Raw genomic sequence first — 16,533 nt, forward strand, 5'->3', positions numbered from 1 at the left:
ATGAAAAATAATATAAAAGTTAACTTAAAAGAATTAGAATATATTTTAACTAATTTTTTAAAGCCTATTAAGAAGAAATCAATTGAAATAGTTTTAGATGAAGAATCAATTGAAAATATTCGAGATTTAGCTTTGAATAAATTAGAAACACATGGCTTTGATGAAAATTACGATTTAAATAATGAAGGCAATATCTTGCAATCGTTAATTGATAAATTATATAGATAATCTCTCCATCTCATGAATAGAAAAAAGGTAGTATAGTAAAATGGGTAATGGTACAGAATAGTTGATGAACTAATTTTGAATCATAAATATTTGTAAAACAGTAAATTAAAAACAAATCTATATTGCAAAAGGATGGACATAATGTTCATCCTTTTCTTTTTTAGCGTGTTTAAAGGCTTTAAAATATGTTTTTTTGATCTTAGTGGTTCAAATTAGTTGATAGGAAAATATGATTTACTGAATGAAATAGATACAAAATAAGCTTGTGTAGTGTTTAATTAGAAAGTGACGTTTACATTCGTTAAATTTACGATGCAACTGGAATAAAACTTGAAAAACAAGTTCAAGAATCAGGAACAGAATTTACTGCTAAGACTATCTATGCTGGAAACTTTCAGTATAAAAGTAACACGAGTCTTGCGGGGAATATTGATAATTACGTTCTTACATTTTTTAATCAAGAAGAAGGCTACATTGAACCTGTAGTTGATAATGAAAGTGGAAATACTAGCATTAGTGACTTTGATTACATCTATCAATACAAAGATCATTTAGGAAACATTCGACTTTCATATCAAGATATGAATAACGACGGACTCGTTAATCAAGAAGAAATCAAAGAAGAAAATCATTATTATCCTTTTGGACTCAAACGCTGCTGCTGCTGCTGTAAAAGAGTTAGGGACATATGATTTTTTGTTCATATAAAAAATGGAGTTGCAAAGATTGATATTAATTTTACTAAAAAAATAAGTGATGAAGCTTTAGAGTTAGTAGAACAAACTCTTAAAGCAAATGGAGCTAAAAGAATAGAAGTAATAACAAATGTTCCAAAACCTAGAATTACAAAAATATTTAATTATTTAATAAATAAGGGAGGTAAATATAAAGGATATAATGTATCAAAAAGATGGAATCCTTTTTACCCTTTTATGTTAATAAAAGAATTATGGTAAAAACAAATATCCTAAAAGCTAGAATAAAACGTAATAATTTAGAAAAAAACGCAGGTAAATTCTTCGTTGATGAAAACTCAGAAATTGTTAAGCTTTTGAAAAAAGAAAATAAAGAAGCTTTGCTGGGTATTTACAGAGAAGATGGTATATACACTATTTTAGGCAAAAAATTTGTCTACTTTTCTACTCTGTCTGGAGATAAGGATCAAATAGAACTTAAAGATTTTTCTAATATTTTGCAAAATAATGCTATGAAAAAAGGGAAATTATTCGCGAGTTATAAATATCTAAAACTAGATGATCAAAAAAAAATTTGGCTTTATAATAAAGCTACAATGAATTCTTTGTGGAATACAATTTTATTGTTAGAAAAAGTAATGTTACAGACGGGTATGGAATCTGGTAATGGTGGGTAATGGTACAGTGCTATCTCCGAGATAGTTTTACAATAAACTGTCCCATATAAGGGAATCCCTGCTGTTCCCTATTATGGCTACCGCTAATTTGTAACTAGTGGCGTTACGAGTAAGAAAATTTGAAGTAAAAAGCAATCATAGTTTTCGAACTGTGGTTGCTTTTTCTATAAAATGAACTTCCAAAAACTTTAGAAAGTGACGTTTACATTCATTACATTTACGATGCAACCAGAGCAAAACATGAAAATAATTCAAAGCATTAGGAACTTAATTTACTACTAAAACTATTTTGCTACGCTAAACAACAATCGTGTAGTTTTTGGGATTCTTGGAATATGAATAGAAATCATAAAAATGATCATACCATTTAAGAAAGAGATACTATGCTTTTATCAATAATGATACAGAATATTTAGATTATGTATTGGCACGAGTTACAAACTCGCGCTAGCTTAGGGATTTTTCACCAAATAATAAGGGAGAAATTAACATGATTAATTATGATTACTCTGCAAGACCTGAATATGTTAATTTTGATTATGGTCTTTATGACAATAAATCTAACTTGTGGTGGCATGCAAATCACTCTGAACCTAGAATGGAAGTTTATGAAAGCACTTTGAGTTACTATTCTCGTCCTTGATTAGATTTTAATATACAAATTTTTAGTGTGGCAATAACAACTATTCCAATAAAATAATATGAAAATGAAAACATTATATTTATTGATCCTTTTTTTTAATATTTTAAGTTGTAATGTAATGAAAAAACAAGAAATAGAAATAATTGGAACCTCAGAAAATACTAAAATAGGTGCAGTTGTAATTTCTAAAGAAAACAATGAAATATATTACTTAGATGGACTTAAAAGTTGGCAAGAAAACGAACGCGGAAAATTAGTAACAGTAACTGGCTTATTATCTGTAACTACTACTATGCCTCAAGAAGAGAATAATCCTATTATTCAGCAAATAGTTGGAGAGAAGAAAACTATTTTAAAACCAAAATGGAAATTTGGTAATTAGGTAATGGGTTAAAATGGGGTGCCCCGCTGTTCCCTAATTATGGCTACCGCTAATTTGTAACTAGTGGCATTAAGAATAAGAAAAAATTGAAGTAAAAAGCAATCATAGTTTTCAAACTATGGTTGCTTTTTTATAAAATGAACTTCCAAAAACTTTAGAAAGTGACGTTTACATTCATTATATTTACGATGTAGGCAGTATAAAAGGATGAACATCACGTTCATCCTTTTCCTTTTTAATACTACCAAACTCACATCTCAAAATTCCCTCCAAAAACCATCTCCAAAATATCTAGAAAAATGTATAAGCGTTACGAATTTAGAATAGGAGAACCATATATTAGCATATGAACATTTCCCCAAAGTAAGGTTCACAAAATCTATTCATCAAAGAATTGGTAAACACACAGTAATGAAACTAAAAACATCCTTAAAAATAAAAGCATTCAACTTGCAAGAAATCCTAATTGTACTCGCAATTATAGGAATCTTACTACTGCTAGCATTGCCAAATTTACTTCCATACATTTCCAAAACAAAAGCTATTGAAGCACAAATTCAACTTAAAAGTTTGTACACAGCGCAAACACAATATCGCTACTTATATGCACGCTATGGTACTGATTTTAACGAGATAGATTTTGAAGCGCCAATCACAAGTGATAAAGGTGGAAATGCTCGCTACACCTACGAAATCATTGCAGCCGATGGAAACTCATTCAAAGCACGAGCGCAAGCTATCGAAGACTTTGATGGCGACGGAATTTTCAATGTGTGGGAAATTGACGAAAAAGGAAATCCTAAACAAGTTATAAAAGATTAATGATGCTCATAAAAATCATATTAATCATAAGCTTAACAGCTATATTTTTTCAGGATGTAAAAGAACGAAAAGTATATTGGTTTCTATTTCCTGTAGTAGCATGTTGTACCGCATATTTGTGTCTATCTACGACACAATTTGAAGTATATTGGAGAACATCACTCATCAATCTAAGTATTATAGGTAGTATCTTTTTAGTTCTTCAACTATATGCAAAATTCAAACTAAAAACAGAGCTAAACGAAGTATTCGGTTTAGGAGACGCGTTACTATTCATAGGATTTTGTGTTGCTTTTCCTGTAGCTAGTTTTATAGTATTTTTTGTATTTGCATTACTATTTTCACTGTTGTTACACATGGTTTTAAAACAAAAAACAAAAGTGCAAACAGTGCCACTCGCTGGGTATATGAGTATATTTCTTGTCGCTACATACGGACTTCATTGGATAGGATACATTCCAAACTTATACACAATCTAACCATGGAAGTACAAGACTATAACATAGCAGTTGATTTACAACAACTCATTAGTGCTTCGCAAGCATACAACTATCGCATTGTTCCTGTTTCGTATGATGAAGATTCAATTACATTTAAAGGAGAATCTACAAGTGAAAGCTTACAACGAGAATTGACTATTGTACTGAATACAAAAGTCAATTTGGTAGCTGAAACAGCAGAAAATATCAATAAATATTTAGCCACTAACTTTCGAAAAACAGCAAACCAAAAAGCAGAATCATTACATTACACAGAAGATTTTCTAGAAAAAGTAATCATTGCCGCAAAAGACATTGGAAGTAGTGATATTCACTTCGAACCGTATGAGCATTCATGTAGAATTCGATTTCGATTAGATGGAAAACTCAAAGAACAATACGTCATTCCAAGTACTGAATATCCTGTAATTATCAACAAAGTAAAAATAAAAGCAGGACTCGATATTTCAGAAAAACGATTGCCACAAGACGGACGTATTACAATCAATAATACACAAGGAGAATTTGACATTCGTGTATCTACGTTGCCAACGTTACATGGAGAAAAAATAGTATTACGAATCCTAAGCAAAGACGCTAATCACATAAACTTAGAAGAATTAGGATTCTCAAAAAGTGAAATATACACCTATAAAGAAATCATTAAAAAACCGAATGGAATCATCTTGATTTCTGGCCCAACAGGTTCAGGAAAAACCACGACGTTGTACGCCACATTAAAATTGCTCAATGATGCACAAACGAACATTCTAACTATCGAAGATCCTATTGAATATACGCTTGAAGGAATCAATCAAGTACAATTGAAAGAAAATATTGGACTCGATTTTTCAAGTACGCTTCGTACATTCTTACGTCAAGATCCTGATGTAATCATGGTTGGAGAAATTAGAGATGCCAAAACAGCCAATATGGCAATTAGAGCTGCATTAACAGGACATTTGGTATTATCTACAATTCATACCAATTCTGCTTGGGCAACCATTTCACGATTGATAGATATGGACATTCCACCATTTCTCATAGCAAGTACACTAAATATGAGTGTGGCACAACGTTTGGTTCGAAAACTCTGTGATGCTTGTAAAAAAGAAGTTTCAATTGACAATGCAATCTTACCGAAAGACTTTAGCATGCCAAAAGATGTGCAAACACATCATGAAGCTGTCGGTTGTAATGTGTGTTATCAAACAGGGTATCTAGGTCGAAAAGCCATCTATGAAATCATTCCAATTGGCACAGAACTAATCAATCAAATCAAACAAAACGAAACCGAAATTTCAGCATATCTGAAAGAAAAAAATATACATACTCTAAAAGACAATGCAATCACGCTGATTAAAGATGGAACCACATCAATTGATGAAGTGTATGCATTACTTTCAAACTCATAATCTCATGAAAAGATGCATCCTTATCATACTATGTTGTTTCATTCAGTTTTCACTGCTCGCACAGGAAAAACCACGCATTGAAACCATAAAAAATCAACTTACCACACTGGCAACAGACAATGTTGGACTTACAGAAAATGTCAAAACAGATATCAATGTCAGTAGTGTTTCGTTAAGCACATTTCTATTAGCAGTGGCAGACATTCATAAGTTAAACTTTAACGTATCGTCGGAATTAAGTAAAATTTCAATCGCAACGAACTTTCCAAATGTCACGGTCGCAGATTTATTAGTATTTCTATGTAAAGAACACGAGCTTACGATTGAATTTACAGGAAATATTCTATCCTTTAAAAAATATATCAAACCAATAGACAAACCGCAAACTAGAGAAATTCCTATAGAATTCAGTATCAAAACAGAACGCATCAGTTTAGACATTAAAAATGATACGTTGTACACTACGTTCAAGAAAATCATGAACAAAACAGGGAAAAACTTAGTGTTTTCTCCAGGATTAGAAAATAGATTACTAACGTTCTACATAAAAGATGCTTCTTTTGATGATGCGATGGAAAAACTTGCTTTCGCGAATACACTCTACATGGAAAAAACAAGCAATGGTTTTTATATGTTTGAAGATGATTCGCAACCTGCAACAACAGACGCAAATGGTCAAACAACTTCTGCAAATCAGCGCGCTCCACGACGTAGAAAAGCAAACTTTAATTTCAAAGTTTTAGATACAAAACGTAAAATTATTGAAGTTGATTTTGTCAATACTCCTATTGATGCGGTTGTACATGATATTGCCAACGCACTCGATATTGACATCTTTACGGCAACTCCACTAACCAACGCGGGAATTGCAAGTGTAAAATCAAAACGCATTGCTTTTGACGATTTACTAACCACAATGTTTGAAAGTAGTCAAACACAAATGATGCCTACAACGAACACTAACAATCGTGCTACAAATGGAAGTGGAAACGGAAGATCCAATACGGCTCAAAATTCTATGCCAAATGATAGCTTTTTTACCTTCAAAAAAAATAGAAATGTATACATCTTTGGAACGTCAAACCAATTGAGTTTACGTGAAATTTCTATCATTCCATTAATGCATCGTTCTATAGAATTACTAACAGACGGTGGAGCTACAGGAAATACCAGAACGCGAAGAAGTACCGTTGGTCAAGATTCAGGTTTTGGCAGTGGCAATCAGTTTGATACATTTTCTGGTGGAGGCGGTAATAACAATCGAAGAACATTAAGTGCTACAGGACAAGGAACACAAGGCAATGGTTTAGGAAATGCTAACAGCACAAAAGCAGAAGCGCTTATCAATATTTTACCTGCCGATTTAATTGCAGATTTACAAATAGAAGCCGATTATGAACTCAATAGTTTCTATGTAAGTGGACCAAGTTCAAGTGTAGTGCGTTTTCGTAATTTTATTGAAAAAATAGACAAACCTGTACCAGTTGTTTTAATAGAAGTCATGTTGATTGATGTAAGCAAATTATCAATCGTGGAAACAGGAATAAGTTGGGGAATTGGCAACGAACCAACACAAACAAGTGGAGGCATTTTTCCAACAACAAATCTAACGCTTGGTGCAAATACGGTAAATCGTGTCATTGGTGGATTTGACGGTTTTGGTTCGTTTAACTTAGGAAAAGTTGTGCCCGAATTTTTTGCTAATATCTCAGCCATGGAACAAGATGGAGATATCAAAATTCGTTCAACTCCAAAAATATCAACACTCAACGGACACAGAGCAACTCTGTCAAACGGAACGACTTCATATTATGCAGTTACACAACGTAACATTTACGGAACAGACAATCCGCAAACCTCTGAAATTACAAACTATTATCCTATAGATGCAGAACTTGGAATCACGATAAAACCTGTTGTTTCAGGCGATGGACAAGTGACTTTAGACATTTTTGTGATTCAATCGACCTTTGGAAAAAGAATTGACGAAAACGCACCGCCAGATATCAGTTCAAGAGAATTTAGATCTATTATCAGAATGCGCGATCAAGATATTGCCGTTTTAGGAGGAATTGAAGAAAAACGAAAACTAGACGAAGGAGATGGCGTGCCATTTTTAGCAAGAATTCCTGTGATCAAATGGTTATTTAGCAAACGTCGTCGTGAAGACACAAAATCTAAACTAACGGTACTTATCAAGCCTACAGTGATTTACTAATGATTCAAAAACTAAAAACATATTTGTTATTTGGGAATACGTACTGTGGAATAGAACATCACGGTGAAAGCACTATTGAAGCAATTCTATTAGAAAAGAAAAAAGACAAACTAGAACTTAGTGAATCTTTACATGCTGATACAATTGAGGCAATTGCCGATGCACTTCCTAAAAAACAACATGCCTTTTTAGTCATCAATAACAATGAAGTATTAAGTAAACATATAGAAAGTACAACACAAGATAGCAAGCAACTATTATACAATGCATTTCCTAGCGTTTCAATAAATGAATTTTACTATGAAATACACTCGACAGGAAATCATCATCTCATTGCAATCTGTAGAAAATCATATGTAGATGAATTGATTGAAACCTATCAAAAAAATAACATCAATAGCATTGGTTTTTCACTTGGTCAAAGTATGAATGCTGTGATTTCTAATTTCATCAAAGATACTTCATACAGTACTTCAAATGCACTACTGACAAAGGAAAATGATTGTATCACGAATATTGACTTTAAAGAAAATATACCTGAAAAATCTTATGACATCAATGGATTGGAAGTCAAAAACACACAACTTTTAGCTGTTGCAGGTGCATTGGCATACATTCTAAAATCGCAACAAACGACGACTAATTTTGAAGAAACAACGTTTGGTTTGCAAAAAGGCTTTAAGGAAAAACGCTTCTTCAGTCAGTTTTTTATGTTTGGAATTGGTTGTATACTGACACTATTGCTGGTTAACTTTTTTGTGTTTAACTCGTATTTTCAAGAAGTTGAAATTATGAAGGAAACGTCACAAGTAAATGTGATGCAGAAAGATAAATTACTACAACTCAAAGCAAGTACAGATGAAAAGCAGAAAACGGTTGATGACATCTTGAAAAATGCAACTTCTCGAAGTTCTTATTACATCGATCATATTTCAACGGCGCTTCCGAGAACGATTCAATTAGCGGAACTAACATATCAACCAGTAACAAAAAGAATTAAAAAAAATGTTCCTGTACAATTACAAAAAAATACTCTACTGATTGCTGGAATTTCTACAGATAGCGATATATTTTCAAATTGGATTCAAATCTTAGAAAATATGGATTGGATTTCAAAAGTAACCGTCGTTATAAATGGTACAACAGCAAAAAATGTAGTTGATTTTAGTTTAAAAATACAAATAAACAATGAATAGCACCTTAAAAAATAGGCTTCTTGTAGGTGGATTTATAGTACTCTTGTTCATCTGTTACAAATTCGCAGTTGCCAATACAATTGCGTTGAAACAAGAGTATGACAAACTTTCAACACAAGAAGCATTATTCAATAATATTCCGAAACAAATTGCCATTCTAAAAAAGAAAGAACAATATTACGATTCTTTACTAACAGCCTATAAAATTGGTGGGACGTCAATTCAAAATAATATATTAAACACTGTAACTTCTTTTTCAAACAAACATAATTTAAAAATAACTTCTTTTTCGGAACCACATACAATTTTAGAAAAATCACTCCGAACAAACACCTATACTTTTACGGTACAAGGACACTTTAATTCCATATTGCAACTGATCTACACTTTAGAGCAAAAAACGAAATATGGCGAAGTAATCAGTGTTTCCTATGAAAAGAAAAAGAACTACCGAACAGGAACTTCATACTTGCAAGCTACTATCCTACTCCAAAGCTTTGGGTAATTTTTAAAAACCAACAAATCTTCATCTTTTCACAAGTGTAAAATAGTACTGTAACTACAGAACCAAAAGCAAAATTATAGCGTATAACTTTTGGATTTTTGGCACTTTTGAATAATCAAAAAAAAACAAATTTAGGAAAGAAAATTCATCGTATTCAGCTGAAAATGTAACGCTTATTTGCAAAATACGACGCTTATGAAAAAAATTTTGTAAGCTCTGTACAGAGGACTAATTTGTTTGTAATTATGAAACATTAAAATCTATTAAATTATGAAAAAATTAAAAACAGTAATTCTATTTGTAGCCTTATTAATGGCTATAAATAACGCGTATGCGCAATTATCAAATCTCGAAAAAGATGAAGTTCGGGAAATAGTATGTGAACCTATTGATGATATTTTTAATCTACAATGTACTGATTATCAAAATTTAGTAACAGGAAGCGATTACACAGCAGCTATAAATAAAGCCATAAGCGATGCAAATTTAAATGGTGGTGGTATTATTCTTTTTCCAGGAAACACCACAGTAGAAATAAATTCAGGAATCACGGTGTATAGTAATATAACATTTAGAGCTTCGCATTCAATGGCAACAATAAGTTCTAGTGACGGTTTTACTGGGAACCAAATGATAATACTTTCTAATAGGGAAAATGTATCTTTTGAAGATATAGAATTTGATGCCAATAAAAAAACTAGAGGTATTGTTACGTATGGATCGAACAACAATATTAATGTTTTAAATTGTGTGTTTAAAAACATGATAAATGGAAATGGTACAGGCGCAGGAATTTATTTCCAAGATGTTCGAGATGTAACTATTAAAAATTGCGTATTTAGAGAAAGTGATTTTGGGATAGACATTCATAAGCGGAATAGTAGAATACGTATAGAAAAAAATACATTTGAAAATACGTTGGGTAAAAATCCTATTAGAATTCAAGGGAATACAGACCCGAATGACAAATACTTTAGTGATCATGTATGGATTTTAGATAATGATATAAAAATTGGTCGTGCTACCTCCATAATTGATGAATTAAGTGAATTAGTTAGAGGAGTCGACGGTGTCGTTACAGGATTAAGAGATGTTAATGGAAAACCTGAAAGAGTCGTTAATGGTGTTACGTTACCGCAGGAAGACAATTATAACGCTGACTATTGGGCTTGGCGTTGGGGCGGAGGAATCGCTCCAAGTGCTATTTATATAACTTCTGGAAATACAGCCGGAAATCATGATTTAAGTGCGTATGCAAATTATCATCAAAATATAGTAATTGATGGAAATATAGCTATAGGTCCTGATTATGGATTTTTTGATGGTGGTACTGCTGATTTATTTAGCTTAAAAGATATTATTAGACTTAAATTAACAAATAATGTGGCAAGAAATGCAGGAGATTTAGGTTTTGCTATTGAACGATCTAGAAATGCTATTATTTCTAACAATACTGCGGATAGAAATAATTCTTTTGGAATGGGAATAGCAACAACTCGTAATTCAATAATTTCTAATAACATTTTTGACAATAATGCTTTAAGAAGAAATTTTATTTACAATAGTTCTCCATATGGTGGATTAGTGTTATCTGGTTATAGTTTTAATAACATTATTGAAGGAAATAATTTTTATAGCTACTCAAGTGCTGATGTGTCATTAGCTATTGAAGATGCGTATACCGAAAGACAATCTCCAACACAATACTATGGAATAATTTTAAGAACAGAAAGCTATATAGATCCAGGTAGCGGCGATGAAGGTGATGGAGATGAAACAGTTTTAGTAAAACCTAGCTCAAATAAGATTGGTGTAAACCATTATTCAGGAAATAGATGGGGACCAATTTATCAAGAGCACCCAATTTCCACACAAATAGTTGAAAATTTTTCGGCTACAGATTTTCCTAAAAATAAAGATTTCCCTGTTGGAACTTGGTTTCGAAATTCTAACTTGAATAATTCAGCATTAGGTTGGAGTGTTGTGAATAGAGTAGAAACAACTATTGCTGCAGATTGGACAGTAGGTGATAATCAATTTTTAATTGAAAACAATGATGGAGGAACTGTTCAAGTTGGTGATGTGATTGGTATTATGCAAGATGATGGAAATATTCATTGGTCTACTATTGATGTACTTACGACATCAGGTAATAACTATTTAATTACTTTAGATACAAATCCAACTCTAAACGTGTCTGATGCCATAGTTGATCCTTCAGCAAAAGTTGCTTGGGGAATGGGAAGAGTTATTATCCTAAGATGGTTAACAGTTACAAAATAATACTATAATTAATAGTTGCTTTCAAAGCGCTATTAACTCATACGGCAATCATAGTACAAACAAAAACAAGTACTATGATTGCTTTTTTTATATTCATTACCCACCCAAAACGGTTCCGAGCTTGAACATTGGTAAATACATGGCAATCAAAATAATTCCTACCATGATTCCGACAAATACAATGATAATAGGCTCCATAATAGTAGACATCATTTTAGATTGGCGTTGTACTTGTTCATGATATTGTGTATTCAAACGCTCAAAAATAAATTCTGTTTGATTGGTTTGTTCAGAAACCTTGACAAGTGCAACCATTTTATCACTAAAAATAGAATGTGAAGCCAAACTTTCACTCAATGTTGCACCTTTTAAAATAGCTTCTTCAACAGTGTGCAGCGCATCTTGTAATGGATGAAATTTAATCATCTTCTTCACAAGTTGAATACTATTTACCACAGGAACTTTAGAAGCTGACAATAAAGCAATAGCTTGTGTAAATTGCGATAAATAAACCGTTTTAATAAAATTACCAAAAAAAGGAAGTTTTAAAATTAATGCATCTTTAAAACGATGATACCATTCTTTCTTTTGAAACAAAATTCGAGAAGCAAAAAGCATACAGATTCCTAAAACTACGACGACTCCATACGACTTTATAAACTCAGAAACACGAATGATAAATTTTGTGATACCTGGCAAATCAACTTTATTTTGCCTGAAAATATCCTGAAACATAGGCACAACAAATTGAAGCATAAATAAAACGACCAAAAAAGCGGTTGTAAACACAATTATAGGATACGTAAGCGCACTTATTACATCTCTACGTTGTTGATTTTTTCGACCAAAAAATGCTCCCAATTGTTTTACTACGGCAGAAAGCGTTCCACTCTCCTCTCCTATTTTAATAGAATAATACTCGTATTCACTAAAAGCGTTGTGAAACTTAATAGCATTTGACAAACTTTTCCCGTCAATCAAATCAGCTACAATTTTGAGTAAAATAGTTTTGGCTGTTTTCTTCTTTTGAGATGCGCAAAGCAACTCCAATCCTTCTTTTAACGAAACACCTGCACTTAACAAAACACTTAGTTCTGTATAAAAATCTTCTTTTAGTTTATTGGAAAATCCATTACCAAAAAGTACTATTTCTTTTTTTAAAATAGATTGCCATTCCGATTGCTCCGAAGTAACTCTTTTCTTTTCTTGGATACTATTTTTTAAATCAAAACTCATGGATTCATATATATTGTTGCGTCATTTCGTTTTGAAATAAAAATTACTCTGTGTTGAAACTCTTTTTCTGTAGTAAGTTTAAAAGCATCAATCTTCCTATTTGTAGTTTCTTTTCCTTCAAAATAAAATAATGTATTCGCAATGTGTATCGAAAAAGTGTCCAATTCTTTACGAATGTATTCCTTTTCAAAGTGGTAAGTCACGGTATCAACTTCTGAAATAAAATGCAATGTATTCGTATAATCATCATATTGAATACTATTTGAGCGGTTTGCATCTATCCAAAGTGATTGTTCTAACAAAGTTACTTGTGTCGAATTTTCAAAATTATTTTTAATAGCATACATATGTTTTTGAACCAATTGCAATACCGAAAACGCAAGTCCCACAACAATTACCGTAAGTAAAACGACAATAATCATTTCACTTAATGTAAACGCTTTTATTTTATGTGCTTCTTTATTCATAGCGTTCTATTGTAATGATTTTTTTATGCGCTTTATGTGTGGCTTCAAACACAAGTTTTTTAGCGTCTCTTTCTACCGAAATGATCCAATCCTCATATTCATCATCATATGGTATTCTGATTTGCTGATGTTCTGACAAATACACCAATTCAGTCAAATATGCTTGAATCTTATTCGTATCCTGTCGAACCGTATTATTAAAAAGTGAATTCAATAAAAAACTCGAAATCATGAAAATAAGTACAATAATGACAGTTGCCACCAAGGTTTCCATGAGTGTAGATGCTTTTATTTTTTTTAATACAACCATTTCGCAACTTTATAATCAAGGTTTTCAAAGGGAAATCCTACGTATTCATCCATCAATTCTGAACTAGAAATTGTTCCGTTATAAATATGATTTTGATATACAGAACCAGATTGTTTGGTAATAAATCCGCTAGTATATATACTTCCATAAATGCTACCTAACAATTCCAATTGTTGCTCGCAATACACTATTCCGTAGACTTCTGTATTTTTTGAAAAAATTAATTGTGGTGTAAATCTATCTGTTGTTCTATCTTGTAAATAACAGATCATTCCTTTAACGATTGAATTTTCATCAATAAAAATCTGCTTGCTTTCCGTATTGTTAAGAACAGGTTTAGTAGTATCTTCTGCGTTGATTAGTAATACGGAAGGATATGCTAGTTCTGTGTTTTTACCTACCAAAATCTTTTTACTTGCAATAGCTTGAAAAACACCTTTTGTATGCGCTTCAATTTCTATGATGGGCGCTATTAGGATGACATCTTTTAAGCTACTTGAAGCCGCTACCGTAATTTTAGTGTCTGAACGCACCATAATATTTCCTGTAAGTTGAACATTGGAAATATTTAAAACTTCTCTTGCATATAGCGTTTTGACAGCTTTAGAAAAAGAATTGATATGTATTTTACTTCTTGAAATATCTATATAATCTTCATTCGAAACAGGCAGCGGCATTTTTTGTAAAAACTCCAAATGATTTAGAAGCTTTGTTGGAAGTTTTGGTAAAATCGTATCACTTCTAAGACGATTTCCATAAATTAATTGATTCCCATGATAAGAATTTCCCGAAATTGTTCCTGAACGTACACCACGTTTTGGGAGATATACTTTTCCTTCAACCTTTGTATTTCCTACGACTATAAGTGGCGTATTTGTTTCTTTGAGATATAATCCTGTTCTATCTGCTACAGTTTGCCAACCGCTAACCAACGCGATTTTTTCAACCGTTTTTGATCTTGCTTTACTTTCAGCATACACTTTGCCAAACATGCCCCAATAACTCGTATGAAACGAGGAAGTGATATTTTTAGCTTCATTTAACACCAAAAAACTTGTATCGCGCTTTGTTGTAAAATTTTGCAGGCTATAGCGAATGGTATTATCAGCTTGTTGAACTGTTTCAATAAGCAGATCTGATTTTTTTGAAAATAACGTATGTGCGTTTACTAAAATCACAAAAACCGAAAGCAATACGGCAATAATTGCCGAAATCAAAATGGCAAATTGCAATGATCCTGCTTTGAGTTTACGTATCTTCATATGTACTTACTGAATTGTAATTTCTTTGCGCTGTCCTTTATAAGAAACAACCACTGATTTTTTAGTTCCTTTCATAAGCGTTACGCCATCAATTTGCTTTCGTACTTTAAAAAGCTGTTGTGTTCCATTAATTTCAAGAATGTAAATATTATCAGCGCTATTTTGTTTCGAAATGGTTCCTCTATATAAGATGTTTGGAAATGTAATTGTAGCTTTGGTATGTGTATTTCTTTTCCTTTGAGAAGAAGCTCGATTTTTTTGATATGGTGTATTTAAAAAAGGATCATAATGATCAGACTGTATCGCAAATGTATCTTTTGTAATGTCTTCTTTCGGTGCAAAAGAAACCGTGTCATTTGATGTTACAATCGGTTCTTCAGTAGGATTCAATTTTGCATACAGTTGATATCCAATTGTTCCCCAAATTCCAAGAACAACCGTTAGCAATATGTATGTTTTTACCTTTTTGTTCATTATTCCAACGTAAATGTGTACTTACTGTATGAAGTAGTATAATCACTGTTTTTTGCGCGTACTCGCCATTGATATGAAGTGCCAGCTTCTAATGTCACGGTATAGGAGTTTGCGGTCAATGTTGAGTCTGCAACCAATTGCAAAAGATTTTCAAAGTCAGGCTGCGCTATTTGTATTTGATAATTTTCAGCATCCGCAACCGAATCCCATGATAATGTTAAGGTTGTCAGATTTAATGTTGAATTATCAGATGGCGCAACCAATTGAACATTCGTATCTGAAATATCAACAACCTCAATAATATCCGAACAGCTAGTAAAAACAGTAGCTAATAAGATGATGTAAATATATTTTTTCATTTTGTGTTTATATTTTAAAATAATCTTCTTTCTGAATCACTTTAGATGCCTTTTTGTAGGTATTTCTAGGACAACTTTCAGTACTGCTAATAATATCGCCAATTACCAACCGATGTTTTTCATTTTCTTTCCAACAAAAACCTGAAAGTCGATAGGCAAAAATAATACCGTCAGAAAACTGGATCTGTTCTGTAGTTCCTGCTTGATTTTTAAGCTGTAAGCTAAATTTTTTAGAGGAAGACTGTATTAAAAATACTTCTTCAGCTGCTGCGATTTTTTGTAGATTTTCCTCAGTAAAAGCAATTGTAATACTTGTCACAAGTTGCGCATCTTCTTTGTTTTCTAAATACGAACGAACACCTGCATTTCGACTGTCATTTAATTGATTAAGTACAGACACACGATCTGATAATTGCAACTGCACATATTGTGGTTTTACCTGCAAAGAATCTTCAAAGGAAATTGCTATTTTTTTTTTAACAGAATTCGCTTTCGCAAATGCTTTAAACGTCTGTTTATTAAACTCAGCAGATTGCACATTTAACGGCAAAGGCTCCGAAAAAACTGGCACTGAAACACCTTCAAAATGCTTATTTAATATATTATCTTCAATTAATCCAATAGATCCAAGTGCCACAGGAGTTTCTGTGATAAGTTGGGGTTTTTGATGTACTGAAATACTTTTGCAATGTATAAAAAGTACAAGAACGATGAGGCTAAACAAACATCTTTTCATGTCTACAATTTTTATAAAAATAAATAAAGATATTTGAACCTTAGAAAATAATGTATAAGCGTTAACTTATGTTCATGAAAGTCGGTAAATTTTTCTCAAAATAGATTGAAAAAACATCCAATTTAGACATTAAATGTTGTGCAAAC

Annotated in this window: 17 protein-coding genes; 10 read left to right on the forward strand and 7 right to left on the reverse strand. The window is 32.1% G+C overall.

What is annotated here, in order from left to right; translation table 11 throughout:
* The 10 genes from AA089_RS18925 to AA089_RS18970 all read left to right on the forward strand — a co-directional run bounded on the left by AA089_RS18925 (position 1) and on the right by AA089_RS18970 (position 11,543).
* Complete coding sequence (locus AA089_RS18925) at positions 1–228, forward strand: hypothetical protein (RefSeq protein WP_046758567.1); 228 nt, start codon at positions 1–3, stop codon at positions 226–228.
* Between the two features lie 910 nt (positions 229–1,138).
* Entirely contained in the window at positions 1,139–1,600 is a 462-nt protein-coding gene (locus tag AA089_RS18930; RefSeq protein WP_046758568.1) for a hypothetical protein, read from the forward strand.
* A gap of 761 nt (positions 1,601–2,361) precedes the next feature.
* On the forward strand, positions 2,362–2,625 hold the full coding sequence (locus AA089_RS18935; RefSeq protein WP_162200460.1) for a hypothetical protein: 264 nt from the start codon (positions 2,362–2,364) through the stop codon (positions 2,623–2,625).
* Between the two features lie 411 nt (positions 2,626–3,036).
* Entirely contained in the window at positions 3,037–3,447 is a 411-nt protein-coding gene (locus tag AA089_RS18940) for a prepilin-type N-terminal cleavage/methylation domain-containing protein (protein ID WP_046758570.1), read from the forward strand.
* Entirely contained in the window at positions 3,447–3,926 is a 480-nt protein-coding gene (locus AA089_RS18945; protein WP_046758571.1) for a hypothetical protein, read from the forward strand. The genes AA089_RS18940 and AA089_RS18945 overlap by 1 nt, the downstream gene beginning before the upstream one ends.
* A gap of 2 nt (positions 3,927–3,928) precedes the next feature.
* Positions 3,929–5,341, forward strand: coding sequence for a GspE/PulE family protein (locus AA089_RS18950; RefSeq protein WP_046758572.1), 1,413 nt, complete (start codon positions 3,929–3,931; stop codon positions 5,339–5,341).
* A 4-nt stretch (positions 5,342–5,345) separates the two neighbouring features.
* Positions 5,346–7,559, forward strand: a complete 2,214-nt coding sequence (locus AA089_RS18955) for a type II secretion system protein GspD (protein ID WP_046758573.1) — start codon at positions 5,346–5,348, stop codon at positions 7,557–7,559.
* A complete protein-coding gene (locus AA089_RS18960; protein ID WP_046758574.1) occupies positions 7,559–8,755 on the forward strand; it encodes a hypothetical protein in 1,197 nt (398 codons plus the stop codon). Before AA089_RS18955 ends, AA089_RS18960 begins: the two co-directional genes overlap by 1 nt.
* Positions 8,748–9,260 (forward strand): hypothetical protein, encoded by a 513-nt coding sequence (locus AA089_RS18965; protein WP_046758575.1) that lies wholly within the window; start codon positions 8,748–8,750, stop codon positions 9,258–9,260. The genes AA089_RS18960 and AA089_RS18965 overlap by 8 nt, the downstream gene beginning before the upstream one ends.
* Positions 9,261–9,530: 270 nt before the next feature.
* On the forward strand, positions 9,531–11,543 hold the full coding sequence (locus AA089_RS18970; protein WP_046758576.1) for a right-handed parallel beta-helix repeat-containing protein: 2,013 nt from the start codon (positions 9,531–9,533) through the stop codon (positions 11,541–11,543).
* Between the two features lie 96 nt (positions 11,544–11,639).
* Here AA089_RS18970 and AA089_RS18975 read toward each other — a convergent pair whose 3' ends face one another.
* From AA089_RS18975 to AA089_RS19005, 7 genes are read right to left on the reverse strand one after another with little or no spacing between them, the layout of a single operon-like run.
* Entirely contained in the window at positions 11,640–12,779 is a 1,140-nt protein-coding gene (locus AA089_RS18975) for a type II secretion system F family protein (RefSeq protein WP_046758577.1), read from the reverse strand.
* Positions 12,776–13,246, reverse strand: coding sequence for a hypothetical protein (locus AA089_RS18980; RefSeq protein ID WP_046758578.1), 471 nt, complete (start codon positions 13,244–13,246; stop codon positions 12,776–12,778). The genes AA089_RS18975 and AA089_RS18980 overlap by 4 nt, the downstream gene beginning before the upstream one ends.
* Positions 13,239–13,556, reverse strand: a complete 318-nt coding sequence (locus AA089_RS18985) for a hypothetical protein (protein WP_046758579.1) — start codon at positions 13,554–13,556, stop codon at positions 13,239–13,241. The genes AA089_RS18980 and AA089_RS18985 overlap by 8 nt, the downstream gene beginning before the upstream one ends.
* Positions 13,544–14,818: a hypothetical protein gene (locus AA089_RS18990; protein ID WP_046758580.1), complete on the reverse strand. Its 1,275-nt coding sequence runs from the start codon at positions 14,816–14,818 to the stop codon at positions 13,544–13,546. Before AA089_RS18990 ends, AA089_RS18985 begins: the two co-directional genes overlap by 13 nt.
* A gap of 6 nt (positions 14,819–14,824) precedes the next feature.
* Positions 14,825–15,292: a hypothetical protein gene (locus AA089_RS18995; protein ID WP_046758581.1), complete on the reverse strand. Its 468-nt coding sequence runs from the start codon at positions 15,290–15,292 to the stop codon at positions 14,825–14,827.
* On the reverse strand, positions 15,292–15,651 hold the full coding sequence (locus AA089_RS19000; RefSeq protein ID WP_046758582.1) for a fibronectin type III domain-containing protein: 360 nt from the start codon (positions 15,649–15,651) through the stop codon (positions 15,292–15,294). Before AA089_RS19000 ends, AA089_RS18995 begins: the two co-directional genes overlap by 1 nt.
* Positions 15,652–15,658: 7 nt before the next feature.
* On the reverse strand, positions 15,659–16,387 hold the full coding sequence (locus tag AA089_RS19005; protein ID WP_082113343.1) for a hypothetical protein: 729 nt from the start codon (positions 16,385–16,387) through the stop codon (positions 15,659–15,661).
* Positions 16,388–16,533 lie beyond the last annotated feature (146 nt).

Origin of the sequence: Kordia jejudonensis (assembly GCF_001005315.1) — a bacterium.
Taxonomy (GTDB): Bacteria; Bacteroidota; Bacteroidia; order Flavobacteriales; family Flavobacteriaceae; genus Kordia; species Kordia jejudonensis.